The sequence below is a fragment of the Pseudomonas mohnii genome, assembly GCF_900105115.1.
Taxonomy (GTDB): domain Bacteria; phylum Pseudomonadota; class Gammaproteobacteria; order Pseudomonadales; family Pseudomonadaceae; genus Aquipseudomonas; species Aquipseudomonas mohnii.
Genome location: NZ_FNRV01000001.1, coordinates 2,470,041 through 2,496,820 on the forward strand (window position 1 = coordinate 2,470,041; position 26,780 = coordinate 2,496,820).

The 26,780-nt window shown below is 60.4% G+C and carries 25 protein-coding genes and 1 tRNA gene; 18 read left to right on the top strand and 8 right to left on the bottom strand.

All coding sequences use genetic code 11. The features are described from left to right. Positions 1-27 precede the first annotated feature (27 nt). Positions 28-333, top strand: coding sequence for a YkgJ family cysteine cluster protein (locus BLV61_RS11555; protein WP_007981864.1), 306 nt, complete (start codon positions 28-30; stop codon positions 331-333). 67 nt (positions 334-400) lie between these two features. Here BLV61_RS11555 and BLV61_RS11560 read toward each other — a convergent pair whose 3' ends face one another. The 6 genes from BLV61_RS11560 to hemA form a co-directional block, all read right to left on the bottom strand. Next, the gene (locus BLV61_RS11560; RefSeq protein WP_090465038.1) at positions 401-919 is read right to left on the bottom strand and encodes an acyloxyacyl hydrolase; all 519 of its coding nucleotides are present in this window, start codon (positions 917-919) and stop codon (positions 401-403) included. 120 nt (positions 920-1,039) lie between these two features. Then, positions 1,040-1,831: a glutamate racemase gene (gene murI / locus BLV61_RS11565; RefSeq protein WP_090465041.1), complete on the bottom strand. Its 792-nt coding sequence runs from the start codon at positions 1,829-1,831 to the stop codon at positions 1,040-1,042. Next, positions 1,824-2,579, bottom strand: coding sequence for a molybdopterin-synthase adenylyltransferase MoeB (locus tag BLV61_RS11570; protein WP_090465045.1), 756 nt, complete (start codon positions 2,577-2,579; stop codon positions 1,824-1,826). The genes murI and BLV61_RS11570 overlap by 8 nt, the downstream gene beginning before the upstream one ends. After that, entirely contained in the window at positions 2,573-3,403 is an 831-nt protein-coding gene (gene prmC, locus BLV61_RS11575; protein ID WP_047533166.1) for a peptide chain release factor N(5)-glutamine methyltransferase, read from the bottom strand. Before prmC ends, BLV61_RS11570 begins: the two co-directional genes overlap by 7 nt. After that, a complete protein-coding gene (gene prfA / locus BLV61_RS11580) occupies positions 3,404-4,486 on the bottom strand; it encodes a peptide chain release factor 1 (protein WP_047533169.1) in 1,083 nt (360 codons plus the stop codon). Beyond that, a complete protein-coding gene (gene hemA, locus BLV61_RS11585; RefSeq protein WP_090465049.1) occupies positions 4,483-5,772 on the bottom strand; it encodes a glutamyl-tRNA reductase in 1,290 nt (429 codons plus the stop codon). Before hemA ends, prfA begins: the two co-directional genes overlap by 4 nt. Positions 5,773-5,986: 214 nt before the next feature. On the opposite strand from hemA, the gene BLV61_RS11590 reads away from it, so the two are divergent. The 8 genes from BLV61_RS11590 to ychF all read left to right on the top strand — a co-directional run bounded on the left by BLV61_RS11590 (position 5,987) and on the right by ychF (position 12,905). After that, on the top strand, positions 5,987-7,711 hold the full coding sequence (locus BLV61_RS11590) for a tetratricopeptide repeat protein (protein WP_047533174.1): 1,725 nt from the start codon (positions 5,987-5,989) through the stop codon (positions 7,709-7,711). 4 nt (positions 7,712-7,715) lie between these two features. Further along, positions 7,716-8,333 carry a lipoprotein insertase outer membrane protein LolB gene (gene lolB / locus BLV61_RS11595; RefSeq protein ID WP_090465051.1) on the top strand — a complete coding sequence of 206 codons (618 nt, stop codon included), beginning with the start codon at positions 7,716-7,718 and terminating at the stop codon, positions 8,331-8,333. Position 8,334: 1 nt separating this feature from the next. Next, positions 8,335-9,186 (top strand): 4-(cytidine 5'-diphospho)-2-C-methyl-D-erythritol kinase, encoded by an 852-nt coding sequence (ispE, locus tag BLV61_RS11600; RefSeq protein WP_090465056.1) that lies wholly within the window; start codon positions 8,335-8,337, stop codon positions 9,184-9,186. Between the two features lie 36 nt (positions 9,187-9,222). Further along, positions 9,223-9,297, top strand: a tRNA-Gln gene (locus BLV61_RS11605). 46 nt (positions 9,298-9,343) lie between these two features. Continuing rightward, the gene (locus BLV61_RS11610; protein WP_003171603.1) at positions 9,344-10,285 is read left to right on the top strand and encodes a ribose-phosphate pyrophosphokinase; all 942 of its coding nucleotides are present in this window, start codon (positions 9,344-9,346) and stop codon (positions 10,283-10,285) included. Between the two features lie 141 nt (positions 10,286-10,426). Further along, positions 10,427-11,029: a 50S ribosomal protein L25/general stress protein Ctc gene (locus tag BLV61_RS11615; RefSeq protein WP_047533180.1), complete on the top strand. Its 603-nt coding sequence runs from the start codon at positions 10,427-10,429 to the stop codon at positions 11,027-11,029. Between the two features lie 168 nt (positions 11,030-11,197). Then, positions 11,198-11,782: an aminoacyl-tRNA hydrolase gene (gene pth, locus BLV61_RS11620; RefSeq protein ID WP_047533182.1), complete on the top strand. Its 585-nt coding sequence runs from the start codon at positions 11,198-11,200 to the stop codon at positions 11,780-11,782. A 22-nt stretch (positions 11,783-11,804) separates the two neighbouring features. Then, positions 11,805-12,905 carry a redox-regulated ATPase YchF gene (gene ychF / locus BLV61_RS11625; RefSeq protein ID WP_047533184.1) on the top strand — a complete coding sequence of 367 codons (1,101 nt, stop codon included), beginning with the start codon at positions 11,805-11,807 and terminating at the stop codon, positions 12,903-12,905. A 130-nt stretch (positions 12,906-13,035) separates the two neighbouring features. Here ychF and BLV61_RS11630 read toward each other — a convergent pair whose 3' ends face one another. After that, entirely contained in the window at positions 13,036-13,812 is a 777-nt protein-coding gene (locus tag BLV61_RS11630; RefSeq protein ID WP_090465058.1) for a DNA-binding transcriptional regulator, read from the bottom strand. A 132-nt stretch (positions 13,813-13,944) separates the two neighbouring features. Between BLV61_RS11630 and BLV61_RS11635 the strand changes: the two genes are divergently transcribed. The 8 genes from BLV61_RS11635 to BLV61_RS11670 all read left to right on the top strand — a co-directional run bounded on the left by BLV61_RS11635 (position 13,945) and on the right by BLV61_RS11670 (position 22,886). Continuing rightward, the gene (locus BLV61_RS11635) at positions 13,945-15,603 is read left to right on the top strand and encodes a bifunctional 3-(3-hydroxy-phenyl)propionate/3-hydroxycinnamic acid hydroxylase (protein WP_047533189.1); all 1,659 of its coding nucleotides are present in this window, start codon (positions 13,945-13,947) and stop codon (positions 15,601-15,603) included. A 1-nt stretch (position 15,604) separates the two neighbouring features. After that, the gene (gene mhpB / locus BLV61_RS11640; RefSeq protein WP_047533191.1) at positions 15,605-16,555 is read left to right on the top strand and encodes a 3-carboxyethylcatechol 2,3-dioxygenase; all 951 of its coding nucleotides are present in this window, start codon (positions 15,605-15,607) and stop codon (positions 16,553-16,555) included. 20 nt (positions 16,556-16,575) lie between these two features. Further along, positions 16,576-17,439: an alpha/beta fold hydrolase gene (locus BLV61_RS11645; protein WP_047533193.1), complete on the top strand. Its 864-nt coding sequence runs from the start codon at positions 16,576-16,578 to the stop codon at positions 17,437-17,439. Between the two features lie 14 nt (positions 17,440-17,453). After that, positions 17,454-18,260, top strand: a complete 807-nt coding sequence (mhpD, locus tag BLV61_RS11650) for a 2-keto-4-pentenoate hydratase (RefSeq protein WP_090465063.1) — start codon at positions 17,454-17,456, stop codon at positions 18,258-18,260. A gap of 32 nt (positions 18,261-18,292) precedes the next feature. Next, complete coding sequence (locus tag BLV61_RS11655; RefSeq protein WP_167361793.1) at positions 18,293-19,228, top strand: acetaldehyde dehydrogenase (acetylating); 936 nt, start codon at positions 18,293-18,295, stop codon at positions 19,226-19,228. Between the two features lie 10 nt (positions 19,229-19,238). Next, complete coding sequence (gene dmpG / locus BLV61_RS11660; RefSeq protein WP_090461737.1) at positions 19,239-20,249, top strand: 4-hydroxy-2-oxovalerate aldolase; 1,011 nt, start codon at positions 19,239-19,241, stop codon at positions 20,247-20,249. An 85-nt stretch (positions 20,250-20,334) separates the two neighbouring features. Beyond that, on the top strand, positions 20,335-21,540 hold the full coding sequence (gene mhpT / locus BLV61_RS11665; protein WP_090465066.1) for a 3-(3-hydroxy-phenyl)propionate transporter MhpT: 1,206 nt from the start codon (positions 20,335-20,337) through the stop codon (positions 21,538-21,540). Positions 21,541-21,614: 74 nt separating this feature from the next. Next, positions 21,615-22,886 (top strand): OprD family porin, encoded by a 1,272-nt coding sequence (locus BLV61_RS11670; RefSeq protein WP_047533200.1) that lies wholly within the window; start codon positions 21,615-21,617, stop codon positions 22,884-22,886. 193 nt (positions 22,887-23,079) lie between these two features. Here BLV61_RS11670 and BLV61_RS11675 read toward each other — a convergent pair whose 3' ends face one another. Then, entirely contained in the window at positions 23,080-24,297 is a 1,218-nt protein-coding gene (locus tag BLV61_RS11675) for an MFS transporter (protein ID WP_090465070.1), read from the bottom strand. Between the two features lie 332 nt (positions 24,298-24,629). Between BLV61_RS11675 and BLV61_RS11680 the strand changes: the two genes are divergently transcribed. Next, positions 24,630-26,687, top strand: coding sequence for a methyl-accepting chemotaxis protein (locus BLV61_RS11680; RefSeq protein WP_090465073.1), 2,058 nt, complete (start codon positions 24,630-24,632; stop codon positions 26,685-26,687). Positions 26,688-26,780: the final 93 nt, after the last annotated feature.

Here is a 26,780-nt window from a genome sequence, read left to right on the forward strand (position 1 = left end):
GCGGGCGACTGACTTACACTGCGCGCCATGAAAACCATACCTCACACGCAAATCGCCGAACCGGCCGTCACGTGCTCGACCTGTGCAGCCTGCTGCTGCCAGCTCGAAGTCATGCTGATCACCGACACAGGTGTGCCCGAGCGGTTTATCGATACCGATGACTGGGGTGGGGAAGTCATGCTGCGCCTGGACGACGGCTGGTGCGCCGCGCTGGATCGCAACACGATGATGTGCACCATCTACGAAAAGCGCCCGCTGATCTGCCGGGAATTCGAGATGGGAGCGCCTGAATGCATCGATGAGCGCCAGGGCATTTCCACGGCGTATCGCTGAATGTGCGCTCTGTGGGGGCCAGTTGGCTCCCACAGAGGGCCACGACAAATTGTCCAGGCCGTGATCGTTACAACGGCATCGTATAGTGCAACGCGTAACTCTCTGTGCCGTCGTTCGGGTTGGTCATCCCTGCGTTGGAATAATGCGTGGCCCGAATACCGACTTCATGCCCGCCGGCAAAACGCAGACCAAAACCCAAGCGGTCCTCAAACTGGAAGGCGCTGCCCAGGTGATTGTCTTCGACCTGGGTGTTGGAGAACAACGCCACGCCTACCCCCAGTTCCACGTACGGTTTGACGCTCTGGCCGGCAAACTCGTAAACGAACACTGGCGAGAACGAAAGACTGTTGTTACTGGCACTCTTGTCGCCTTCCCAGTAGGTGTAGGCGCCACTCCAGTAACCGGTCAGGCGGCCGACATCGCTCTGCCACCAACTCTTGTCCCAATCGAACTGCATCCCCAATCGATAAGTCATGGTCGAGTCGCTGGTCTGGCCGATCCCGAATTCCACACCTGCCGCTTGTGCGGTAAAACTGTGCCCCATCAGTGCGGCCGCAATCGCGGCCAAGCAGAATAGTCGCTTCATTAGAAACTTCCTTTTCCGAACGATTACGTTTGGTTTTTTTTGTTGCTCGACACGCACAGCTATAGAAGTCGGCGATTTATCAGAAGTTCACCCCAATTATTCGCTTGCCCCACAACCTTCTTACTCGTTGAAGCTTTGCACAACGCCAGCGGTATTCCACAGTATCGGCAAAATATTTGCGAAGTGTAGGGGATCGGCACTGGTCCAGAATTGCGCCGCACGAGCAGGGCCTCGAGCGAGCAAATTGCGCTCGGCCAGCAGACGCTGAAGTTGGCGCGCAACAGCCGCGCCGGTGTCAATCAAGCTGATGTCATCGGGGATCATCTGCTTGAGCATCGGCTTGAGGAAAGGGTAATGGGTGCAGCCCAGGATGATGGTGTCAGCACCTTCGGCAAGCAGGGGCTCGACGTAACCGGCCAACAACTGACGCAGTGCGGGACTGTGCAGATCACCCTTTTCAATCAGCTCCACCAGCCCTGGACAAGGCTGGGTGATCACGCGCACATCCGTGGCGAAACGATCGAGCAATGCCGCGAACTTGGCACTCTGCAATGTACCCGTCGTGGCCAGCACGCCAACCACGCCACTGCGGGTCGCGGCAGCGGCCGGCTTGACCGCCGGCTCCATGCCGACGATAGGCCATTGCGGATAATCGCGTCGCAGGTCGGCAACGCCCGCTACGGTGGCAGTGTTGCAGGCCAGCACCAGGGCCTTGGCGCCCTGCCGTTGAAAGAAACCGGCCATGACGCTACAACGCTGCCGGATGAATTCCGGGGTTTTCTCGCCGTAGGGAATATTGCCGCAATCGGCGACGTACAGCAGTGACTCGTTGGGCAACAAACGCTGGATCTCGGCCAGCACCGACAGCCCACCGACGCCAGAGTCGAACACGCCAATCGGCGCTTCACGCATGCTTTGGCCCACAAACGCTGCAACCCGGGTCCCGCTTGACTCGCAATTCACGAAAGCGTGAGCCCAAGGCGTCGATCAACAACAGGCGCCCCACCAGCGGCTCGCCGAAACCCGCCAGCAGCTTCAGCGCTTCAAGGGCTTGCAGGCTGCCGACCAGGCCCACCAGCGGACCGACCACCCCGGCCTCGCTGCAGGTCAGTTCGGCCTCGCTGCCGTGTCCGTATAAACAGTGGTAGCACGGACTTTCAGGACGACGCGGGTCGAACACCGACAACTGCCCTTCAAGGCGAATCGCCGCGCCACTGACCAGAGGCTTTGCGGCGGCTACGCAAGCGGCATTGACCGCTTCACGGGTGGAGAAATTGTCCGAACAGTCGAGAACCAGGTCCACACCCGCCACCGCAGCCGCCAGGGAATCTTCATCCAGCGCCGTGCGGTGGGCGACCAGTTGAACCTCGGGATTGAGTGCCGTCAGACGCTGGATCGCAGAATCGACCTTGCTCATGCCGACACTGTCGGTGTCATGAATGATCTGGCGCTGCAGGTTGGTCAGGTCGACTGTATCGAAGTCCGCCAGATGCAACTCGCCGACACCCGCCGCGGCCAGATACAACGCCACCGGCGCACCCAACCCACCGAGGCCGACAATCAGCACGCGGCTTTCTTTCAAGCGCAACTGGCCGTCGATATCGATGTGGTGCAACAGAATTTGCCGGCTGTAGCGCAGCAATTCCTGATCATTCAGCATGGCAGGCGCCCCAGACTGATGCGTTGATGACCGCCCAGATCGGTGCGGCTGTGGACCTCTTCAAAGCCACGGGTCAGCAGCAAATCACGCACCGCCTCGGCCTGGTCGTAACCGTGTTCAAGCATCAGCCAGCCACCGGCGTCCAGATGCTCCGGCGCCTGGGCGACGATCAAACGCAGATCGTCGAGCCCGTCGACACCGGCCACCAGGGCACTGGCCGGCTCGAAGCGCACATCGCCTTCCACCAGGTGCGGATCGGCTGCCGCGATGTAGGGCGGATTGCTGATGATCAACTGAAAACGCTGACCTTCCAGAGCGCTGAACCAATGACTGCTCAACACTGTGGCGTTGTTCAGGTTCAGACGCTGGCGATTGCGTTCGGCCAGAGCCACGGCCTCCGGCACGCGATCGACGGCAGTGACCTTCCACACCGGACGCTCACTGGCCAGGGCCAGGGCAATGGCACCGCTGCCGGTGCCAAGGTCGAGGACTGTGCACGGTGTGGCCGGCAACAGTTCGAGCGCGGCTTCCACCAACAGCTCGGTGTCCGGACGCGGGATCAGCGTGTGCGGCGCCACTTCCAGGTCGAGCTTCCAGAAACCCTGCTGACCCAGAATGTAGGCCACCGGCTCACCGCTGCGGCGGCGCTGAAGGTATTCAGTGAACGTCAGCACCGCTTCGCTCGGAACGATGCGCTCCGGCCAGGTGTGCAGAAAACTGCGGGACTTGCCCAACGCCGCCGCCAGCAACAATTCGGCATCCAAACGCGCCGTGGGCGAATCGGGCAGATCGGCAGCGCGCAACAAACTGGCGATGATCGTCATTTACTCACCTATCGCCGCCAGTTGATCGGCCTGATACTCGGCCAGCAACGGCTCGATCACCGCATCGACGCCGCCGGCGAGGATTTCGTCGAGGGAATACAGCGTCAGGTTGACCCGGTGATCGGTGACCCGGCCCTGGGCGAAGTTGTAGGTGCGAATGCGTTCGGAGCGATCACCCGAGCCCACCAGCAATTTACGTTCGCTGGCAATGGCATTGGCGGCGGCACTGGTCTGCTGATCGTTGAGCTTGGCCGACAGCCAGGACATCGCCCGCGCACGGTTCTTGTGCTGGGAACGTTCTTCCTGGCACTCGACCACGATGCCCGACGGCAAGTGGGTGATACGGATCGCCGAGTCGGTCTTGTTGACGTGCTGACCGCCGGCACCGGAGGAACGATAAGTGTCGATCCGCAGGTCCGCCGGGTTGATCTCGATCGCTTCCTGCTCATCCGGCTCGGGCAATACGGCCACTGTGCAGGCCGAGGTATGGATGCGCCCTTGGGATTCGGTGGCCGGAACCCGCTGCACGCGGTGCGCACCGGACTCGAATTTCAGCTTGCCGTAGACGTTGTCGCCTTCCACGCGCGCAATGACTTCTTTATAGCCGCCGTGCTCACCCTCGTTCTCGGAGAGGATTTCCACCCGCCAGCCGCGACGCTCGGCGTAACGCGAATACATGCGGAACAGGTCGCCGGAGAAAATCGCCGCCTCGTCACCGCCCGTACCCGCCCGGATTTCCAGAAACACGTTACGCCCGTCATTCGGGTCCTTGGGCAGCAGCATGCGTTGCAGGCTGGCTTCCAGTTCGACCAGGCGCTCCTTGGCTTCGCGGACTTCTTCCACGGCCATTTCGCGCATGTCCGGGTCGCTGTCCTTGAGTAATGCCTGTGCGCCTTCCAGGTCGCCCTGCACTTTGAGCAACTGTTTATAGGTCTCGACGATCGGCTCGACTTCCGCGTATTCCTTGGAATAGGTGCGGAATTTGTTCTGATCGGAAATGACCTCGCCATCGCCAAGCAAGGCGGTCAATTCCTCGAAACGGTCCTGGAGGATGTCCAGCTTATTGAGCAGTGACGCTTTCATTGCGGTTTCTTATCCGAAAAGCTTTCCGATGAGCCCTCACCGAGGGCAAAGAGTTCCTGGGCCATCGCCAGCGCATCGAGGCGACCTTCGGCAGAGAGCTTTTTCAACTGCACGCTGGGTGCGTGCATCAATTTGTTGGTCAGGCCACGGGCCAGTTGCAGCAGCACATCTTCGGCACTGGCACCGTTGGCCAGCAGACGCTGGGCTTTTTGCAATTCTTCGTCGCGCAAGCGTTCGCTTTGTTGACGATAGGCCTTGAGCACGTCCACCGCCGCCAATTCGCGCAGGCGGACCATGAAATCTTCGGCACCGACCGACACCATCTCTTCAGCCGCTTGCGCAGCGCCTTGCCGGCTCTTGAGGTTCTCGGCGACCACCTCATGCAGATCGTCGACGCTATACAGGTAAACGTCGTCCAACTCGCCGACTTCTGGTTCGATATCCCGCGGAACGGCGATATCCACCATGAAAATGGGTTTGTGCTTGCGCAGTTTCAGGGCACTTTCCACGGCGCCCTTGCCGAGGATCGGCAATTGGCTGGCGGTGGAACTGATGACGATGTCGCTGCGCACCAGTTCCGCGGGGATGTCCGACAGCAACACCGCATGGGCACCGAACTGCTCGGCCAGCAGGCTCGCCCGCTCCAGCGTGCGATTGGCGACCACGATTCGCTTTACGCCGAGGTCATGCAGATGGCGGGCGACCAGGGTGATGGTCTCGCCAGCGCCGATCAGCAAGGCCTGACTGCGTTGCAAGTCGCTGAAAATCTGTTTCGCCAGGCTGACCGCGGCGAACGCCACGGACACCGGGTTTTCACCGATGGCGGTGTCGGTGCGCACCTGTTTGGCGGCATTGAACGTGGCCTGGAACAGGCGTCCGAGCAACGGGCCGATGGTGCCGGCCTCCCGAGCCACGGCGTAGGCCGATTTCATCTGGCCGAGAATCTGCGGTTCGCCCAACACCAGCGAATCGAGCCCGGAGGCCACCCGCATCATGTGACGAACTGCCGCATCATCTTCGTGCACATAGGCGCTCGCGCGCAGTTCCTCGAGGCTCAAATGATGGTATTCGGCCAGCCAGCGCAGGACGATATCCGCCGACAGGTGATCCTGTTCTATATAGAGCTCACTGCGATTGCAGGTGGAGAGGATCGCAGCTTCGCGGCTGTCGGTGAGTCGGCAGAGCTGCTGCAAGGCCTCCACCAGCTGCTCAGGGGTAAAGGCCACGCGCTCGCGGACGTCTACTGAAGCAGTCTTATGGTTAATACCGAGTGCAAGGAAGGCCATTCAAAGTCGCTGATGGTGACGTGAAGCCGGCAATTGTCCTACTTCGACGGAATCAGAACAACTATTCGATATCTATTGCCATGGCGGGCATCTGTCCGTACTGCGAGACATTCTCGTTTACAGGCGTGCGCATGCGAAAATGGCAGGCCGGTTATGTTTGACCCAAGGCTTGTGTCATGATGATCCGACCGCAGGTTAGTCGTCCTCTTCCTATATGAATAGATCCTCCGCGTTGCTCCTCGCTTTTGTCTTCCTCAGCGGCTGCCAGGCCTTGGCACCCGTATCGTCGGACAGTACGTCGCCGGCCGAAGACAGCACTCCGGCACCTGAAAAGCCCAAGGTTTACAGCTCATTCAGCGAAGACACGGTCTTCAGCCTGCTGAGCGCCGAACTGGCTGGCCAGCGCAATCGTTTCGACATTGCCCTGGACAACTATGTGACCCAGGCCATCAATACCCAGGATCCGGGCATTTCCGAGCGGGCATTCCGCATCGCCGAGTACCTGGGCGCCGATCAGGCCGCCCTGGACACCGCACTGATCTGGGCCAGGAACGCCCCGGACGACCTCGAGGCGCAACGGGCCGCTGCCGTACAACTGGCCCGCGCCGGGCGCTACGACGACTCCATGGTCTATATGGAGAAAGTCCTGCAAGGCAAGGGCGACACCCACTTCGACTTCCTGGCCTTGTCCGCGTCCGACACCGACCAGGATACGCGTAACGGTTTGATGAAGAGTTTCGACCGTTTATTGCAGCGCCATCCGCACAATAGTCAGCTGATTTTCGGCAAGGCCTTGCTGATGCAACAGGACGGCGACGCCAAAGGTGCGCTGACCCTGCTCGAAGACAATCCGCCCGACGATGGCGAAATTGCCCCGATTCTGCTGCGCGCACGCCTGCTGCAAACCCTCGATCGCGGTGACGAGGCCTTGCCGCTGCTACAAAAAAGCATCAAGAAATATCCGGACGACAAACGCCTGCGCCTGACTTATGCGCGCATGCTGGTTGAACAGGACCGGATGGACGACGCCAAAGCCGAGTTCTCGAGCCTGGTCCAGCAATATCCCGAAGACGACGAATTGCGTTACTCCCTGGCGCTGGTTTGCCTGGAAGCCAAGGCCTGGAACGAGGCCAAGGGCTATCTGGAAGACTTGATCGCCCGGGAAAGCCATGTCGATTCGGCACACCTGAACCTCGGCCGGATCGCCGAAGAACGCAATGACCCGCAGGGCGCGTTGATCGAGTACGCCCAGGTGGGTCCGGGCAACGATTACCTGCCGGCACAATTGCGTCAGGCCGATATTCTGATGAACAACGGCAGGACCGCCGAAGCCCAATCCCGCCTGGCGACGGAACGCGACGAGCAACCGGACTACGCGATCCAGCTGTACCTGATCGAGGCGGAAACCCTGTCCGCCAACAAACAGGGCGACAAAGCCTGGAATGTGCTGGAAAAAGCCCTGCAGCAATACCCCGACGACCTGAACCTGCTTTACACCCGTGCCATGCTGGCGGAAAAACGCAATGACCTGGCGCAGATGGAAAAAGACCTGCGACTGATCATCAAGCACGACCCGGCCAATGCCATGGCGCTCAACGCCCTGGGCTACACCCTGTCCGACCGCACGACACGTTACGCCGAAGCCAAGGCCCTGATCGAACAGGCTCACCAGATCAATCCGGAAGACCCGGCGGTGCTCGACAGCCTCGGCTGGGTGAATTTCCGCATGGGCAACCTCGACGAAGCCGAACGCCTGCTGCGCCAGGCATTGCAACGCTTCCCAGATCAGGAAGTCGCCGCACACCTGGGTGAAGTCCTGTGGGCCAATGGCAAACAGCGCGAAGCCAGGCAAATATGGGGCAAGTTCCTCAAGGAACAGCCTGACAGCCCAACGCTGCGCGGTACCATCAAGCGCCTGACCGGATCAGAGACTCTTTAAGATTATGTTTTTGCGCCACATCATCGTTTTCAGTTTCATCGCCCTGCTCGCCGGTTGCGCGGGCTTCGGTGCCCGCGAATCCGTCGAGGGCCACGGTAACCCCGCCCAATGGCGCGAGCACAAACAGCAGCTTGCCGCCCTGGATGGCTGGCAGATCGACGGCAAGATCGGCATTCGCGCGCCAAAAGATTCGGGTAGCGGCACGCTGTTCTGGCTGCAGCGCCAGGACTATTACGACATCCGCCTTTCCGGCCCCCTGGGTCGCGGGGCGGCACGCCTGACCGGGCGGCCGGGCAAGGTTTCTCTGGAAGTTGCCAACCAGGGTCGCTATGAAGCGCCAAGCCCGGAAGTCCTGCTTGAAGAACAGCTGGGCTGGAAGTTGCCGGTGTCCAATCTGGCCTGGTGGGTCCGCGGGCTTCCGGCTCCGGACAGCAAGAGCCGCCTGACCCTGGATGGCGACAGCCGCTTGGCGAGTCTTGAACAAGATGGCTGGCAGGTCGAGTACACCACCTACACCGAGCAAAACGGCTACTGGCTGCCCGAGCGCATCAAGCTGCACGGCACCGACCTCGATGTCACGCTGGTGATCAAGGCCTGGCAACCACGCAAGCTGGGGCAATGACATGCCTGCCAGTCGCCTGACTCTGCCCTCCCCGGCCAAGCTCAACCTGATGTTGCACATTCTCGGTCGCCGCGAAGACGGCTACCACGAGTTGCAGACGCTGTTTCAGTTTCTCGACTATGGCGATGAAATCACCTTCGCCGTGCGCGATGACGGCGTCATTCATTTGCACACCGCGTTCGAAGGTGTTCCCCATGACAGCAACCTGATCGTCAAAGCCGCGAAAAAACTTCAGGAGCAATCCGGTTGTAGGCTCGGCATTGATATCTGGATCGACAAAGTTTTGCCCATGGGCGGTGGAATCGGTGGCGGCAGTTCGAATGCCGCGACGACCTTGCTTGGCCTCAATCATCTCTGGCAATTGGACTGGGATGAAGATCGGCTGGCCGCACTGGGCCTGACACTGGGCGCCGATGTCCCGGTTTTCGTGCGCGGCCACGCGGCTTTCGCCGAAGGCGTGGGGGAGAAACTGACCCCGGTAGACCCGGAAGAACCGTGGTATCTGGTGCTGGTGCCGCAAGTATCTGTAAGTACGGCAGAAATTTTTTCCGATCCGTTGTTGACACGTAACTCGCCGCCCATTAAAGTGCGCCCCGTTCCCAAGGGAAACAGTCGAAATGACTGCTTGCCGGTAGTAGCAAGGCGTTATCCAGAGGTACGTAACGCATTGAATTTGTTAGGTAATTTTACCGAAGCAAAACTCACCGGAACTGGAAGTTGTGTGTTTGGGGGCTTCCCAAGCAAAGCTGAAGCTGATAAAGTCTCGGCCCTTCTTACAGAGACCCTTACAGGGTTTGTAGCAAAAGGAAGCAACGTTTCGATGTTGCATCGCAAGCTGCAAAGTCTGCTCTAAAGGAATCGATTACTGGGTAATCGTTGCAACAGATACAGGGGCGTCGCCAAGCGGTAAGGCAGCAGGTTTTGATCCTGCCATGCGTTGGTTCGAATCCAGCCGCCCCTGCCATTTTCCTATACTCATCCAGGTTACCCTCAGCCTTCAGGTACTGCGCGTGTCCAAGATGATGGTCTTTACGGGGAACGCTAACCCCGATCTGGCTCGGCGTGTCGTACGTCAGCTGCATATCCCTCTCGGCGACATCTCTGTCGGTAAATTTTCCGACGGCGAAATTACAGCCGAGATCAATGAAAACGTCCGCGGTAAAGACGTCTTCATTATTCAGCCGACTTGCGCTCCGACCAACGATAACCTGATGGAACTGGTAGTGATGGCTGATGCCTTCCGCCGCTCCTCGGCTACTCGTATCACTGCTGTTATTCCTTACTTTGGTTATGCCCGTCAGGATCGCCGTCCGCGTTCCGCACGTGTGGCTATCAGCGCGAAAGTCGTCGCTGACATGCTTACCGTAGTCGGCATCGACCGTGTTCTCACGGTTGATCTGCATGCTGACCAAATCCAGGGTTTCTTCGATATTCCGGTAGATAACATCTACGGCTCCCCGGTTCTGGTGGATGACATTGAAGATCAGCGCTTCGAAAACCTGATGATCGTGTCCCCGGACATTGGTGGCGTCGTGCGTGCACGTGCCGTTGCCAAATCCCTGGGCGTGGATCTCGGGATCATCGACAAACGCCGTGAGAAAGCCAATCACTCTGAAGTGATGCATATCATCGGTGATGTCGAAGGGCGTACCTGTATTCTGGTCGATGACATGGTCGATACCGCCGGCACCCTGTGCCACGCGGCCAAGGCCCTGAAAGAGCATGGCGCTGCCAAGGTTTTCGCCTACTGCACGCACCCTGTGCTGTCGGGTCGGGCGATCGAAAACATTGAAAATTCCGTGCTGGACGAGCTGGTGGTGACCAACACCATTCCGCTGTCCGCTGCAGCACAAGCCTGTGCGCGTATCCGTCAACTGGATATCGCACCGGTAGTTGCCGAGGCGGTACGCCGCATCAGCAATGAAGAATCGATCAGCGCGATGTTCCGCTAAGGGCCCTGCCCTTCTCGAACATCTCGTTGACGAAAAGCGCCCCGCCCCGGCATTCCTGTCGGGGCGGGGCTTTTTTGCCCATATCGCCTTTAGCGCTGGTCGCAAACGCTGGGGCGAATGTGGTTATTTTGGAGATACAACATGAACGATTTTACTCTGAATGCTGAAGTGCGTTCCGACCTGGGGAAAGGTGCGAGCCGCCGCCTGCGTCGTCTCGCAAGCCTGGTTCCAGCTGTAGTTTACGGTGGCGAAAAAGCCCCTGAATCCATCAGCATGCTGGCTAAAGAAGTTGCCAAACTGCTCGAAAACGAAGCGGCTTACAGCCACATCATCGAGCTGAACGTTGGTGGCACCAAGCAAAACGTAATCATCAAGGCTCTGCAGCGTCACCCGGCCAAAGGCCACGTGATGCACGCTGACTTCGTACGCGTAGTGGCCGGCCAGAAGCTGACTGCTGTCGTTCCAGTGCACTTCATCAACGAAGCTGCCCCGGTGAAGAAAGGCGGCGAGATTTCGCACGTTGTTGCTGAAATCGAAGTGTCCTGCCTGCCAAAAGACCTGCCTGAATTCATCGAAGTTGACCTGGCTAACGCCGAAGTCGGCTCGATCATTCACCTGTCCGACATCAGCGCTCCTAAAGGCGTTGAGTTCGTTGCTCTGGCTCACGGTAACGACCTGGCTGTTGCCAACGTTCACGCTCCACGTGTTGCTCCAGAAGCTACCGAAGAAGGCGCAGCAGAGTAATTTCACTCTGTTCGCCGGAGTGACGGAAACATCGCGGACTGGAACGTAGCGAGAAAGCGGGCGAGAACGCGGAGTTTACATAATGGTAAATGAGCAACTTTCGTCCACTTTCGCCGCGCTCTCCACTTGCGGCGATGTTATCCACCACTCCTAGGAAGGGCCCCTATCGTGACTGCCATTAAACTGATCGTTGGCTTGGGAAATCCAGGCGCAGAATACGAACAGACCCGGCATAACGCAGGGGCCCTTTTTGTTGAGCGCATCGCGAACGCACAAGGCGTAAACCTTGTGGCCGATCGCAAATATTTCGGCCTGACCGGGCGCTATACGCACCAGGGTCAGGATGTTCGTCTGCTGATTCCCACCACCTACATGAACCGTAGCGGCCAGGCCGTAGCGGCACTCGCCGGATTCTTCCGCATCAAGCCCGAAGAGATCCTGGTGGCGCACGACGAACTCGACCTGCCTCCGGGCGTCGCCAAGCTCAAACAGGGCGGCGGCCATGGCGGTCACAACGGGTTGCGCGACATCATCGCGCAACTGGGCAATCAGAATACCTTTCACCGCTTGCGGCTTGGCATTGGCCACCCGGGCGTTGCCAGTATGGTTTCAAATTTCGTCCTGGGTCGTGCGCCACGCGCCGAACAGGAAAAACTCGATGCCAGCATCGACTTTGCCCTCGGCGTGCTGCCGGATATCCTCGCCGGTGAATGGAACCGCGCGATGAAAAACCTGCACAGCCAGAAGGCCTGACTCTTATCCGAGGGGAAACACCATGGGATTCAATTGCGGCATCGTCGGCCTGCCTAACGTCGGCAAGTCCACCCTGTTCAACGCCCTGACCAAATCCGGTATCGCGGCCGAGAACTTCCCCTTCTGCACCATCGAGCCCAACAGCGGTATCGTGCCGATGCCTGACCCGCGCCTGGAAGCCCTGGCCGCGATCGTCAATCCGAAGCGCATCCTGCCGACCACCATGGAATTCGTCGACATCGCCGGCCTGGTGGCTGGTGCGTCGAAAGGTGAAGGCCTGGGCAACAAATTCCTGGCCAACATCCGCGAAACCGATGCCATCGCCCACGTGGTCCGCTGCTTCGAAGACGAGAACGTGATTCACGTCTCCAACAGCGTCGACCCGAAACGCGACATCGAGATCATCGACCTGGAACTGATCTTCGCCGACCTCGACAGCTGCGAGAAGCAACTGCAGAAAGTCGCGCGCAACGCCAAGGGTGGTGACAAGGACGCTGTGGTCCAGAAAGGCCTGCTGGAGCAATTGATCGCTCACTTCACCCTGGGCAAGCCTGCGCGCAGCCTGATGAAGAACATGAGCACCGACGAAAAGGCGGTCATCAAGGGTTTCCACCTGCTGACCACCAAACCGGTCATGTACATCGCCAACGTTGCTGAAGACGGTTTCGAAAACAACCCGCACCTGGACGTGGTGAAAGCCATTGCCGAAGAAGAAGGCGCCATGGTTGTACCGGTCTGCAACAAGATCGAAGCAGAAATCGCCGAACTTGAAGACGGTGAAGAGAAAGACATGTTCCTCGAAGCCCTGGGCCTCGAAGAGCCAGGCCTGAACCGCGTGATCCGCGCTGGCTACGAGATGCTGCACCTGCAGACCTACTTCACCGCCGGTGTCGAAGAAGTCCGCGCCTGGACCGTCCGCGTCGGTGCCACCGCTCCGCAAGCGGCTGGCGTGATCCACACCGACTTCGAAAAAGGCTTCATCCGTGCCGAAGTCATCGCCTACAACGACTTCATCCAGTACAAGGGTGAGGCCGGTGCCAAGGAAGCTGGTAAATGGCGCCTGGAAGGCAAGGACTACATCGTCAAGGACGGCGACGTGATGCACTTCCGCTTCAACGTGTAATGGGTGCCGTGGATATCCACGGAACTCGATAGACGAAAAATCCCCGTAATCACTCGCTGATACGGGGATTTTTGCGTCTTGTAAGGGCTGAATCGAGCAGCACCGCAGAGCACGCAGAGTGCCACCCACACTACGCCAATTGAGCCCTGATTTTTTGCACCACGCCTTGCATCGCCGGCAGATACCGGCGGGCGGCTTCCTCAACCGACATCGCCTTGGCGATATAAACCAGATTCAGGCAACCCATCACCCGCTCCTCGTGCTCAACCGGAATCGCGATGGCAGCAATTTTGCGTTCCTGGCCCCAGTGGGAATTGTTTTCGCCATAGCCCTTGCCGAGAGTGTGCTCCACCAACCGGTCGACAAAGCCACGATCCGCCGCCAGCGCCGACTGCTCATCTTCGCGGCTGATCATCAACTCAATCAGCTCTTCGCGCTCAGCCGGGGGGCAGAACGCAAAGTACGCACGCCCAGTGGCCGTCATGAGCAACGGTAAGCGCCGACCGACCATGGAGCGGTGAAATGACAGGCGACTGAATCGATGAGTGGTCTCGCGAATCACCATGGCGTCGCCGTCCAGCGTGCACAGGTCGGTTGGCCAGACAACTTGTTGCAGCAGCTCGCCAAGCAGCGGTGCGGCAATCGAAGAGATCCATTGCTCGTCGCGAAATCCCTCGCTCAGCTCGCGGACTTTCAACGTCAGGCGATAGCTGTCATCTGAATCACTGCGTCGCACGTAACCCTCGGTTTGCAAGGTCTCCAGCAATCGACGAACCGTGGTGCGATGTAGCCCGCTTTGCTCGGCCAACTGCGCCGTAGTAGCCCCGCCATCGAAACGATTCAAGCCATTGATCAGGGCCAAACCGCGCATTAGCCCACGAACGGCCTTGTATTCTGTTTCGCTCATGGAGGCTCCATTTTTCTATCAATCAAGGCTGTGCACCTGGTGCACACTAGCAAGGGTTTTCGTTGTCCACCAGCTACCTGATTTCCATACTGCGCCCAACAAGAAATCCAAAAGCGCTGTACGGAGATACCCATGAGTCTTGCACCCACTCCTTCCACGGTGGAGCTGAGCACCGACGTTGCCATCGTCGGCGCCGGCCCTGTCGGCCTGATGATTGCCAATTACCTGGGGCAATGTGGCGTGAACGTCACATTGGTGGAAAAGCTCGACAGCCTGATCGACTACCCCCGTGCCATCGGCCTGGACGATGAAAGCCTGCGTTCTTTCCAGTCCGTCAGTCTGGCCGACAAGGTGCTGCCGCATACCACGCCCTGGCACGCCATGCGTTTCCTGACGCCCAAGGGTCGCTGCTTTGCCGATATTCAACCTAAAACCGACGAGTTCGGCTGGTCTCGGCGCAACGCGTTCATTCAACCCTTGGCCGACCGGGTGCTGTTCGAAGGCCTGCAGCGTTTCAACAACGTCAAGGTACTGTTCAGCCGTGAGCTCAGCAGTTTTGAGCAAAGCGACAGCGCGGTGGTGCTCAACCTCACGGATCAGAACGGCCGCAACGAACGCCTGAATGCCCGCTACCTGATCGGTTGCGACGGCGGCAACAGCCTGGTGCGGCGCAGCCTGGACATCAGCTTCGAAGGCAAGACCGCGCCGAATCAATGGATCGTCGTCGACATTGCCAATGACCCGTTGAGCACACCCCACGTTTATCTGTGCTGCGACCCGGTGCGCCCTTACGTTTCCGCCGCCCTGCCCCATGGCGTGCGTCGTTTCGAGTTCATGGTCATGCCCGGTGAAACCGAAGCCGAGCTGAGCAAACCGGAAAACATGCGCAAGCTGCTGGGCAAGGTGCTGCCGAACCCGGACAACATCGAACTGATCCGCAGCCGCGTCTATACCCATAACGCTCGTCTGGCCGGTCGGTTCCGTCAGGGCCGGGTGCTGCTGGCCGGCGATGCCGCGCACATCATGCCGGTATGGCAAGGCCAGGGTTACAACAGCGGCATGCGCGACGCGTCCAACCTGGCGTGGAAACTGTCGCTGGTGATCAAGGGCCTGGCCGCCGACAGCCTGCTCGACAGCTACGAACAGGAACGCCGCGACCATGCCAAGGCGATGATCGACCTTTCGGTGCTCGCCGGTCATGTGCTGGCGCCGCCGAAACGCTGGCAAGGCACCCTGCGCGATGGTGTGTCCTGGCTGCTCAATTACGTGCCGCCGGTCAAACGCTACTTCCTGGAAATGCGCTTCAAACCAATGCCGCAATACACCCGGGGCGCCTTGATCGTGCCGAGTGAAAAGGGCTCGCCAACAGGCAAGATGTTCATTCAACCGCAGGTGCTGACTGACGCCGGCACCACGGTGTTGCTGGATGAAGTGATCGGCGAAAACTTTGCGATTATCGCCTGGGGCTGCGATCCGACCTGGGGCCTGACGGCAGCGCAAATTACGCAATGGAAAAACCTGGGCACGCGCTTTATTCAAGTGTTGCCGGACGTCCAGCTCAGAGCACCGAGCGATGCCGGCGACGACGTGATCCGCGTGGGTGACAGCAGCGGCCGGTTGAGAGAATGGTTCGCTCGCGGCAATTCGTCCATCGCCCTGGTGCGTCCCGACCGCTTCGTCGCCGGAGTGGCCATCCCCCAAACCGTTGGCCAGGCCTGCGATGAATTGGCCCGGGCGCTCAAAGTCCTGCCACAAACCGCTGCGAACGCTGTTGTCAGCAAGGTCGCTTGAGATGAGTGCCTATCTGCATTGTTTGTCTCACACGCCATTGGTGGGCTACGTCGATCCTGAACCGCACGTGTTGGCCGAAGTCGATGCCGTGATCAGCGATGCTCGCGAACGCATCGCCCGCTTCGACCCGCAGCTGGTGGTGTTGTTCGGGCCGGACCATTACAACGGCTTTTTCTACGACGTGATGCCGGCCTTTTGCATCGGCATGGCGGCCGACGCCATCGGTGATTTCGACACCGCCGCCGGCCCCCTGGACGTGCCTAAAGCGCTGGCTGAATCTTGCGCCAAGGCTGTGCTGGATGCCGGTGTCGACGCCGCGGTGTCTTATCGCATGCAGGTCGACCATGCCTTCGCGCAGCCGCTGGAACTGTTGCTCGGCGGCTTGCAGGGCTGTCCGGTGATTCCTGTGTTCATCAACTCCGTGGCCGTGCCCCTGCCTGGCTTCAATCGCGCCCGAATGCTGGGTGAGGCGATTGGCCAATGGGCGAAGTCGTTGAATAAGCGCGTGCTGTTTCTGGCCTCCGGCGGCCTGTCCCATCAGCCACCGGTACCGGAACTGGCCAAGGTCGATGCGCGTATGGCTGACCGTCTGATGGGCAGCGGGCGTCAGCTACCCGCCGATGAACGACAGGCACGCCAGAACCGGGTCATTCAAGCCGCCCGAGACTTCGTCGAAGACCCGCACAGCCTGCACCCCCTGAACCCGACGTGGGATCAGCAGTTTCTCGACACCCTCGAACAGGGCCGCATGAGCGACCTCGACAGCCTGAGCAATGACGAATTGTCGGCGCTGGCCGGCAAGTCTACCCACGAAGTGAAAACCTGGGTCGCCGCCTTCTGCGCCCTCAGTGCTTTCGGCCCCTATCAGACCGAAGGCCGCTACTACCGCCCGATTCCCGAGTGGATTGCAGGCTTCGGTGCCCTTGGCGCACAGCCGCTGAACAATCACTAATGAATTCAAGGAACACTGCCATGACAGCCACTGCATTCAGTGAAGCTTCCACCAGCCGCTTTGCCCGTATCAAGGAAGGCGACCTGGACCTGCAACTGCACTACAACGACCTTGGCGAAGGTGCCGAAACCGTGGTCATGTTGCACGGCTCCGGGCCGGGCGCCAGCGGCTGGGCCAACTTCAATCGCAATATCGAGCCGCTGGTGAATGCCGGTTTCCGCGTGATCCTGATGGACTGCCCGGGCTGGAGCAAAAGCGACACGATCATCAGTGAAGGCTCGCGCTCGAACCTCAATGCACAAGCGCTCAAGGGCCTGCTCGATGTGCTGGACCTGGACCGCGTGCACATCATCGGCAACTCGATGGGCGCCCACAGCACCGTGGCCTTCGCCCTGGAATACCCTGAGCGGATCGGCAAACTGATCCTGATGGGCGGCGGCACCGGCGGCCCGAGCGCCTTCGTTCCCCAGCCCACCGAAGGCATCAAACTGATCGGCGCGCTGTACCGCGATCCGACCATCGAGAACTTGAAGAAGATGATGAACGTCTTCGTTTTCGATGCCAGCGGCCTGACCGACGAACTGTTCCAGACCCGCCTGGACAACATTCTGTCGCGCCGCGATCACCTGGAAAACTTCGTCAAGAGCAGCACGATCAACCCCAAGCAATTTCCGGATTTCAGCCACCGCCTGCACGAAATCAGCGCCGACACTCTGCTTGTCTGGGGCCGCGAGGACCGCTTCGTGCCCATGGACACTGGCTTGCGCCTGCTGGCCGGCCTGCCCAAGGCGCAGTTGCATGTATTCAACCGTTGCGGCCACTGGGCGCAGTGGGAACACGCCGAGAAGTTCAACCGTATGGTCCTGGACTTCCTGACCCACTGATCATCGAGGCTGAAATGAATCTGACTCAAGACACACTGCAACAACTCGCCGCTGATCTGCGCCAGGCCGAAGCCCATGGCGAAGCCATCGGGCCGCTGCGCGAGCAGATCGGTGAAGACAACGCCGAAGCCGCGTATGCCATCCAGCGCCTCAACGTCGACCACGGCGTGGCCAACGGGCGCCGCGTGGTTGGCCGCAAGATCGGCCTGACCAATCCCAAGGTCCAGGCCCAGCTGGGCGTGGGCCAGCCAGACTTCGGTACGCTCTTCGCTGACATGTGCTACGGCGACAATGAAACCGTGCCAGTGGGCCGCGTGCTGCAACCAAAGATCGAGGCTGAAATCGCCCTGATCCTCGAACGCGATCTGCCCCGCGCCGACACCACCTTTGCCGACGTGATGGCGGCCACAGGCTGGGTCGTCCCGGCGCTGGAAATCGTCGGCAGTCGGGTCCAGGGCTGGAACATCCGCTTCGTCGATACCGTGGCTGACAACGCCTCCAGCGGCTGCTTCGTCCTGGGTGGGCCGGCTCGACGTATCGATGGGCTCGACCTGCGCCAGGCCAGCATGCGCATGACCCGCAATGGTGAAGACGTGTCCAGCGGCAGCGGTGCCGAATGCCTGGGCCATCCGCTCAATGCGGCCGTCTGGCTGGCCTGCACCATGGCTCGCCTGGGCGATCCGCTACGGGCGGGCGACATCATTCTCACCGGTGCGCTGGGGCCGATGGTCGCAGTAGCCGCCGGTGATCGCTTCGAGGCCGAGATCGAAGGCATCGGCCGGGTCGGTGTGAATTTCTCGGTAGACAGTCGCGCCGAGTGATCGGCGACTTGCGTGCACATGAGGCAACAATAATGAACAAACTCAAAGTCGCCATCATCGGCTCCGGCAACATCGGCACCGACCTGATGATCAAGATCCTGCGTAACGCCAAGCACCTGGAAATGGCGGTGATGGTCGGCATCGACCCGGCCTCCGACGGTTTGGCCCGCGCCCAGCGCATGGGCGTGGCCACCACCCACGAAGGCGTCGAAGGCCTGACCCGCATGGACGTGTTCAAGGACATCGACTTCGTCTTCGATGCGACCTCGGCCGGCGCCCACGTGAAGAACGATGCGTTCCTGCGCTCGATCAATCCCGGCATTCGCCTGATTGACCTGACGCCCGCCGCCATCGGCCCGTACTGCGTGCCGGTGGTCAATCTGGAGCAGAATCTGGATCAGCTCAACGTCAACATGGTCACCTGCGGCGGCCAGGCGACCATCCCGATGGTCGCGGCGGTGTCGCGGGTGGCCAAGGTGCATTACGCCGAAATCGTCGCCTCGATCGCCAGCAAATCCGCCGGTCCCGGTACCCGCGCCAACATCGACGAATTCACCGAAACCACCTCCAAGGCCATCGAAGTCATCGGCGGCGCGGCCAAGGGCAAGGCGATCATCGTGATGAACCCGGCCGAGCCGCCGCTGATCATGCGCGACACGGTGTTCGTGTTGTCCGAAGCGGCGGATCAGGCACTGGTCGAAGCGTCCATCGTCGAAATGGCGGCCGCCGTGCAGGCCTACGTGCCGGGTTATCGCCTCAAGCAAAAAGTGCAGTTCGACGTGATTCCCGACGACGCACCGTTGAACATCCCCGGCCTCGGAACATTCTCCGGCCTGAAGACCTCGGTGTTCCTCGAAGTCGAAGGCGCCGCCCATTACCTGCCGGCCTACGCCGGTAATCTCGACATCATGACCTCCGCTGCCTTGGCCACCGCCGAGCGCATGGCGCAGTCGATGCAACAGGCCTGAGGAGAGCGACATGAACGGTAAGAAAATCTACATCTCCGACGTGACCCTGCGCGACGGCAGCCATGCGGTGCGTCATCAGTATTCCCTGCAAAACGTGCAGGACATTGCGCGCGCCCTGGACAAGGCGAAAGTCGACTCGATCGAAGTCGCCCACGGCGATGGCCTGCAAGGGTCGAGCTTCAACTATGGCTTCGCCGCGCACACCGATCTGGAATGGATCGAAGCGGCGGCCGATGTGATCCGTCACGCGAAAATCACGACGTTGCTGCTGCCCGGCATCGGCACGGTGCATGACCTGAAGGCGGCCTACAACGCCGGCGCCCGGGTGGTGCGCATCGCCACCCATTGCACCGAAGCCGACGTGTCGAAACAGCACATCGAATACGCCCGCGAGCTGGGCATGGACACCGTCGGTTTCCTGATGATGAGCCACATGATCCCGGCCGAACAGCTCGCCGCCCAGGCGAAGTTGATGGAAAGCTACGGCGCGACCTGCGTGTACATGGCCGACTCCGGTGGCGCGATGAACATGCAGGACATCCGTGATCGCTTCCGTGCCTTTAAAGCCGTGCTCAAACCGGAAACCGAAACCGGCATGCACGCCCACCACAACCTGTCGCTCGGCGTGGCCAACTCGATCACGGCCGTCGAGGAAGGTTGCGACCGCATCGACGCCAGTCTTGCCGGCATGGGCGCTGGTGCCGGCAATGCGCCGCTGGAAGTGTTCATCGCCGCCGCCGAGCGCCTGGGCTGGAACCACGGCACCGACCTGTACACGCTGATGGACGCGGCGGACGACATCGTGCGCCCGTTGCAGGATCGGCCGGTGCGGGTCGACCGCGAAACCCTGGCCCTGGGTTATGCCGGGGTCTATTCGAGCTTCCTGCGCCACGCCGAAATCGCTGCGGCGAAGTACGGCCTCAAGACCCTCGACATCCTCGTCGAGCTGGGCAAGCGCCGGATGGTCGGAGGCCAGGAGGACATGATCGTCGACGTGGCGCTGGATCTGCTCAAGCGCTGAACCCTGCTTCAACCCCGACTGGCCGCCCACGCAGCGGCCGGAAGGGCTTGCTTTGCCCATTACAACAATAAAACGGGTATTTCCCATGACATCGCTTAACGCCCTGACACCGTTATACATGGCACGGACCATCGGTCTGTGTTTCCTCGTTGCCCTGATGGAAGGCCTGGACCTGCAGGCCTCGGGGATCGCCGCCCAAGGTATGGCGGCGGCTTTCCAACTGGATAAATTACACATGGGCTGGGTCTTCAGCGCGGGCATTTTCGGCCTGCTGCCCGGTGCATTTCTCGGCGGTTTGCTGGCCGATCGCATTGGCCGTAAACGTGTGCTGATGGCGTCGGTCGCCCTGTTCGGACTGTTCTCGCTGGTCACGACCATGGCCTGGGACTTCAACAGCCTGCTGGTTGCCCGCTGCCTCACGGGCGTCGGCCTGGGCGCCGCATTGCCTAACCTGATCGCGCTGAGCAGTGAAGTGGCTGGCCCGCGCCTGCGTGGCACGGCCGTGAGCCTGATGTATTGCGGCGTGCCCCTGGGCGCAGCGCTGGCTGCAAGCATTGGCATTGCCCAACTGGCCGGTGGCTGGCAAGTGGTGTTCTACGTCGGCGGCGTCGTGCCGTTGCTGATCGTGCCACTGCTGGGACTTTATCTGCCGGAATCAGCGGCGTTTCGCAACGTCCGCGACGCCGCTCCGGTCGGCGTGGTCAGCGGCCTGTTCCGCAACGGCGCGGCATTGCCGACCGTGATGATCTGGGTCAGCTATTTCTTTACGCTCATGGTGGTTTACATCCTGATCAACTGGCTGCCGAGCCTATTGATCGGCCAGGGCTTCAGTGGGGTTCAAGCAAGCTGGGTGATGCTGGCGCTGCAATTTGGCGCGGCGGCAGGCACGTTGTTGCTGGGCTGGGTCATGGATCGTCTGCCGGCCTGGGCATTGTCGGCGTTGATTTACCTCGGCATTCTCGCGTCCCTGACCGCCCTGGGCATGGTCAGTCAATTGCAAAGCATGCTGGTGGCCGGCTTCGTCGCCGGTTTCTTCGCCACGGGCGGGCAATGTGTGCTGTATGCCTTGGCACCGCATTTCTATCGTCCGTCAATTCGCGCCACGGGTGTCGGCAGCGCCGTCGCCATCGGCCGGCTGGGCGCGATGAGCGGCCCGCTGGTGGCCGGCAAAATGCTGGCACTGGGCACTGGCACTACCGGCGTGATGATGGCCTCGGCACCGGGCATCGTCATGGCGGCGCTGGCGGTGTTTTACCTGTCAGTACGCCGCAACCGCTCCCCCGCTGACTGACTCATCCGCTCTCTTCCCCCCGCGCCTCGAAGGCGCGGGGCGTTATCCCTACAACAATAAAAGTGAACACTGCCATGCTCAGGAATTTTCTTCGGGCCTTCAGCGCCTGCACCTGCGTTTTGTCCATTGGCCAGGCTTGCGCCGCCGGTTTTGTCGACGACAGCCATGCCGATCTGGTGATGCGCAACTATTACTTCGATCGCAATTACATCAACGCCACGCCTCAGGCGGCTGCTCGCGAGTGGGCGCAGGGCTTCATTCTCAATATGCGGTCGGGTTATACCGAAGGGCCTGTCGGCTTCGGCCTGGACGCCCAGGGATTGCTGGGGGTGCGCCTGGACTCGTCGCCTGACCGTACCGGGACCGGCCTGCTGCCGTACGACCCCACCACCCGCGAGCCGGCCAGCGAATATTCGGAGCTGGGCCTGACTGCCAAGGCCCGGGCGTCGAAGAGCGAGTTGCAACTGGGTACCATCAGCACGTTTCTGCCTATCGCCTTTGCCAGCCCTACCCGCTTGCTGCCGCAGACCTTCCGCGGCACGTACCTCAAGTCCCAGGAAATCGACAACCTGACCCTGCATGCCGGCTGGCTCGATCGCATCAACCTGCGCGATTCCACCAACTACCAGAAAATGTCGGTAGCCTCGCCTAACGGCCGCTTCAATGGCGCTGCCGAATCCGACCGTTTTACCTTCCTCGGCGGCGACTATGCCTGGTCGCCGCAACTGACGCTGAAGTACTACCACGCCGAACTGGCTGACCTTTACCGCAAGGACTTCTTCGGCTTCGTCGACAATCGTCCGATCGGTCCCGGCAGCCTGAAAAGCGACTTCCGCCTGTTCGTCACTGGCGAGGACGGCGCGGCCAAGGCGGGCCCCGTGGACAACCGCAATGCGGCACTGATGCTGACCTATGCCTTGGGTGCCCACAAATTCGGTGCCGGCTACATGCAACTGACCGGCAAGACCGCAATGCCCTACCTGTTCGGCACCGAGCCGTTAGTCATCACCGAAGGCACGCTGAGCTCCGAGTTTCTTAACCCCAAGGAACGCAGCTGGCAGGTGCGCTATGACTACAACTTCATAGCCATTGGCCTGCCCGGGCTCAACGGCATGCTGCGCTATGTGAGTGGCGACAATATCGAGCTGCCCAAGCTGGGAGGCTCCAATCTGAAAGAGAGTGAGAAGGATATCGAGGTCAACTACGTGCTGCAGGGCACACCCCTCAAAGGCCTGGCTCTGCGCGTGCGCAACGCGTGGTACCGCAATGATTTCGCCGCGCGGGCCAGTCACAGGGATGACAATGAGCTACGGGTAAACGTCGATTACACATGGAAGCTATGGTGAGCTCCCGTCCAGCGAATAGACGTGTGTTGAACGTTGCCACCCTGGCGAGAGCGGCCTGTCGAGCGCAAAGCAACAGCCCTTGAAATGCACGACGCCCGATGCACCGCATCGGGCGTCAGGATGAAACAGGTGTAAACCTGCTTCACGACTGGACATGAAATACCGACCTGTTTGCCCGGCGGATCAGGTTGTATCAGGCCTTTTTGGTTCGCGGCAAAAAAATCGCCAGGCCACCCAATAGCGGCAGGAACGAACACAGCCAATACACGTATTCGATACCGCGAATATCCGCCAGATGGCCCAGTAATGCCGCACCAATACCACCAAACCCGAACATCAGACCGAAGAACACCCCGGCAATCATCCCCACATTACCCGGGACCAGTTCCTGGGCGTACACCACGATGGCCGAGAACGCCGAAGCCAGAATGAAACCGATGACCACGCTGAGAATGCTGGTCCAGAACAGATCGACGTGCGGCAAAACCAGGGTGAACGGCGCGACACCCAGGATCGAAACCCAGATCACCGCCTTGCGCCCGATCTTGTCGCCGATCGGTCCACCGAAGAAGGTCCCCGCCGCGACCGCACCGAGAAACAGGAACAGGTGCAGTTGCGAACTGGCCACCGACAGATCGAACTTTTCGATCAGGTAAAAGGTGAAGTAACTGGTGAAACTGGCCATGTAGAAATACTTGGAGAACACCAGCAGACCCAGCACCACCAACGCACTGATTACCCTGCCCCTGGACAAGCCATGCGTCGCGGCCTGACCCTGTTTGAGCTTGAACAGACTCAAGTGATTGGCGTACCAGCGGCTGATCCGGTAGAGCACGAACAGCGCAAACACGGCGAACAGACCGAACCAGGCCACGTGCCCCTGGCCATAGGGAATGATGATCGCTGCCGCCAGCAAGGGACCGAAGGCCGAGCCTGCGTTGCCGCCGACCTGAAAGGTCGATTGCGCCAGCCCGAACCGCCCGCCCGAGGCCAGTCGCGCCACGCGCGAAGCCTCCGGGTGAAAGGTCGAGGAGCCGATACCGATCAGCCCCGCCGCCAGCAGAATCAACGGAAAGCTGCCGACCACCGACATCATCAGAATCCCGACCAGGGTGCAGACAGTGCCGGCGGGCAATAGCCATGGCTTGGGATGGCGATCGGTGTGATAACCGACCCAAGGCTGCAATAGCGAAGCGGTCAGTTGAAACGTCAGGGTGATCAAGCCGACCTGGGTGAACGTCAGGCCGTAATTGGCCTTGAGCATTGGATAAATCGACGGCAATACCGACTGGATCAGATCATTGATCAGGTGCGCCAGCGCGACTGCGCCGATGATTCGCATGACCAGAGGACTGCTTTGTGAAGGAGCAGGCGCCGATGCAGCGGCGGACTGAACATTGCTGATAGCCATGAGAATTTCCGGACAACAAGTAAGTGCGCACAGGCAGGTGCGTCAATGTGCCATTTTTCGGTGCGACAGCGCCATCCCCTTAGCCTGCTAACGACTTTTATATTCATCGGAAAGACGGTGATAGCCCAACGCCATGGTCTGAATCTTGCCTCGCTCTTGCGCTTCAACGCGGCCCCTTACAAAGGGGACCGAGAATGGGAAGTTTCACCACAGAGTTGGCTTACACAGCTGGCAAAGGTGAACTTTCGAGGCCGTTTACGGGGACACAGGTCGCGGTCGCAAAGACCTCGATACACGCCGATGGCGCGTGGTGTCCGAAGGAGTCATGGGGCATGCAGGCTTTTTTATCACCGGGGATCAGGCTGCTGGGGCGCTTTGGCTTCGCACGCAAATTTCAGCTGTTGTTTCTGCTGTTTATCCTGCCGCTGGCCGGCAGTCTATGGATGATTGGTCTGGACTACCGAGACAAACTGAACCTGATCTCCGGCGAACGGGCCGGGGTTCGCCAGTTACTCGCCCTCGATGCGCTCGATAACCTGCTGGAGGCCCAGCGTGACCGTGCCGCTCGCTGGCGCGCCACCGAAACCAATCGCCAGCCAACGCCGGCAACCCTCAGCGCCATGGCCGCATTCGACGCGGTCCAGCCTGCTGTCGCCCAAGCCACCTCAGCACTGAACAGCGCCCTGCAAAAGGAGGGCGCGGAAGGCGAAACCCTGACCCGTTTTCAAGCGCTGCAAAATGCCCTCAACGGCCTGGACTCGAAGAGCCTGAGCAGCGTCGGATGGTGGCCGGATGGCTATGATCGCTTCACCAACGCCCTGAGCGCCCTGCAAGCCTTGCGCGAACAGATCGCCATGGATAATCGCCTGACGCTGGCCCCCTGGCTGGAAACCTACCTGCTGACGCAGATCTCCACCCAGCACGCGCCCGACCTGATCGAACGCGTCGGCCGCCTGGCCAGTGTCGGTCAGGCCTCGGTGGTGTCCGGGCAATTCACGCTGCAAAGTCGCCTGCAACTGCGCGACTTGCGCAGCCGCATTGGCGATGCCCGGGAACAACTGGTCAAGACGGCAGGTTTACTTGAAGCGCGGCTGCCCAGCGCCCTGCAAGCCTGGGCCGGGCAATACCATGACAGCCTCAAGCATCTCGACGCCGGCCTGAAAGTCCTGGACGACGGTGTGTTCGGTGGCAGCATCACCCTCAAGCCCGAAGAGTTCGAACGCAGCCTCGATGCGCTGCTTTCCGACCTCGCCGCACTGCGCCAGCAATCGTTGGTTTCACTGGATCATCGCCTGGATGACTACCAGGGTTCGGCCATACGCCAGTTCATTGTGGCGGCGAGCATACTGGGCTGCCTGCTGCTGGCAGCGCTGTACCTGTTCATCTGTTTGCAGGCGTCGATCCGCCGCAGCGCCAGCGGTATCACCTTGCTGGCCGAGGCCTTGCGCGATGGCAACCTGAGCTTGCAGGTGCCAGTGCACGGCCGCGACGAACTGGCAGCCATCAGCACCGCCCTCAACGTTGCAGTGGTGCAATTGCGCGCCAGCCTGCTGGGGGTCGATCACGAAACCCTGCAACTGAGCAACGCCGTGCAAACCCTCAACCATCACTCCGCCGACGCCTTGGGCGAGGTCGAAACCCAGCAACTGCAAATCAGCCAGATTGCGGCGGCGGCGACACAACTGGCCGCGACCTCCCAAGGGGTTTCCGACAGCTGCGAACGAGCGTCCGGCAGCGCCCAGCAAACTCAGCGTATCGCCGCCGACAGCAGCCGTGACAGCCAACGCACGACGGCCAGCATCCAACAACTCAATCAACGCCTGAATGACACGGCGGCGGCGCTGGGGCGGGTCAGTGAGCAGGGGCAACAGATTCAACTGGTGGTCGATACCATTCGCGGCGTCGCCGAACAGACCAACCTGCTGGCGCTCAATGCCGCCATCGAAGCGGCTCGCGCCGGCGAACAGGGTCGCGGTTTTGCCGTGGTGGCCGATGAAGTGCGCAGCCTGTCGCAACGCACCCAGTCTTCGACTGCGCAAATCGCCGGCACCGTCGACAGCCTGCGTAGCACCGTGAACGAAGCCGTCAGCCTGATGGAAGCGGCCTGCGGGCAGGCTCAGACCGATGCGCAAGCCGTCACCCGCCTCGGCGAACGATTGGGGGAAATTGCCAGCGCCGTTCAGGGGGTCACCGACACCCTGGCGCAGATCGCCACGGCGGTCGATGAGCAAGCGAGCACCGCCGATGAAGTCAGCGGCAACATCCAGCAAGTCGATCAGGCGGCGGTCCGCTTGCTCGAAGGCGCTCGGGCCGTGAACCTTGCGGCAGACACCTTGAGCCAGGGCAGCAAGGCTTTGAGCGCCAATACCGGCAGATTTCAGCTCAAATGATGCCCTCCCCTGACCCGTTTTTTCGGGTCAGGAGGATAAGCGGTTGAAAGCGTAGAGAAATATTTTAGATTTATGCTTGACGCATCCCCGTTA

Excerpts from the sequence above, each read along its gene's own strand:
- BLV61_RS11590 (WP_047533174.1), top strand. The coding sequence starts at position 5,987 with ATGAATAGATCCTCCGCGTTGCTCCTCGCTTTTGTCTTCCTCAGCGGC.
- BLV61_RS11655 (WP_167361793.1), top strand. The coding sequence starts at position 18,293 with ATGAACAAACTCAAAGTCGCCATCATCGGCTCCGGCAACATCGGCACC.
- BLV61_RS11645 (WP_047533193.1), top strand. The coding sequence starts at position 16,576 with ATGACAGCCACTGCATTCAGTGAAGCTTCCACCAGCCGCTTTGCCCGT.
- BLV61_RS11615 (WP_047533180.1), top strand. The coding sequence starts at position 10,427 with ATGAACGATTTTACTCTGAATGCTGAAGTGCGTTCCGACCTGGGGAAA.
- ychF (WP_047533184.1), top strand. The coding sequence starts at position 11,805 with ATGGGATTCAATTGCGGCATCGTCGGCCTGCCTAACGTCGGCAAGTCC.
- BLV61_RS11560 (WP_090465038.1), bottom strand. The coding sequence starts at position 919 with ATGAAGCGACTATTCTGCTTGGCCGCGATTGCGGCCGCACTGATGGGG.
- BLV61_RS11680 (WP_090465073.1), top strand. The coding sequence starts at position 24,630 with ATGCAGGCTTTTTTATCACCGGGGATCAGGCTGCTGGGGCGCTTTGGC.
- dmpG (WP_090461737.1), top strand. The coding sequence starts at position 19,239 with ATGAACGGTAAGAAAATCTACATCTCCGACGTGACCCTGCGCGACGGC.
- hemA (WP_090465049.1), bottom strand. The coding sequence starts at position 5,772 with ATGGCCTTCCTTGCACTCGGTATTAACCATAAGACTGCTTCAGTAGAC.
- BLV61_RS11675 (WP_090465070.1), bottom strand. The coding sequence starts at position 24,297 with ATGGCTATCAGCAATGTTCAGTCCGCCGCTGCATCGGCGCCTGCTCCT.
- BLV61_RS11670 (WP_047533200.1), top strand. The coding sequence starts at position 21,615 with ATGCTCAGGAATTTTCTTCGGGCCTTCAGCGCCTGCACCTGCGTTTTG.
- murI (WP_090465041.1), bottom strand. The coding sequence starts at position 1,831 with ATGCGTGAAGCGCCGATTGGCGTGTTCGACTCTGGCGTCGGTGGGCTG.
- mhpT (WP_090465066.1), top strand. The coding sequence starts at position 20,335 with ATGACATCGCTTAACGCCCTGACACCGTTATACATGGCACGGACCATC.
- ispE (WP_090465056.1), top strand. The coding sequence starts at position 8,335 with ATGCCTGCCAGTCGCCTGACTCTGCCCTCCCCGGCCAAGCTCAACCTG.
- prfA (WP_047533169.1), bottom strand. The coding sequence starts at position 4,486 with ATGAAAGCGTCACTGCTCAATAAGCTGGACATCCTCCAGGACCGTTTC.
- BLV61_RS11635 (WP_047533189.1), top strand. The coding sequence starts at position 13,945 with ATGAGTCTTGCACCCACTCCTTCCACGGTGGAGCTGAGCACCGACGTT.
- mhpB (WP_047533191.1), top strand. The coding sequence starts at position 15,605 with ATGAGTGCCTATCTGCATTGTTTGTCTCACACGCCATTGGTGGGCTAC.
- lolB (WP_090465051.1), top strand. The coding sequence starts at position 7,716 with ATGTTTTTGCGCCACATCATCGTTTTCAGTTTCATCGCCCTGCTCGCC.
- prmC (WP_047533166.1), bottom strand. The coding sequence starts at position 3,403 with ATGACGATCATCGCCAGTTTGTTGCGCGCTGCCGATCTGCCCGATTCG.
- BLV61_RS11570 (WP_090465045.1), bottom strand. The coding sequence starts at position 2,579 with ATGCTGAATGATCAGGAATTGCTGCGCTACAGCCGGCAAATTCTGTTG.
- mhpD (WP_090465063.1), top strand. The coding sequence starts at position 17,454 with ATGAATCTGACTCAAGACACACTGCAACAACTCGCCGCTGATCTGCGC.
- BLV61_RS11555 (WP_007981864.1), top strand. The coding sequence starts at position 28 with ATGAAAACCATACCTCACACGCAAATCGCCGAACCGGCCGTCACGTGC.
- BLV61_RS11630 (WP_090465058.1), bottom strand. The coding sequence starts at position 13,812 with ATGAGCGAAACAGAATACAAGGCCGTTCGTGGGCTAATGCGCGGTTTG.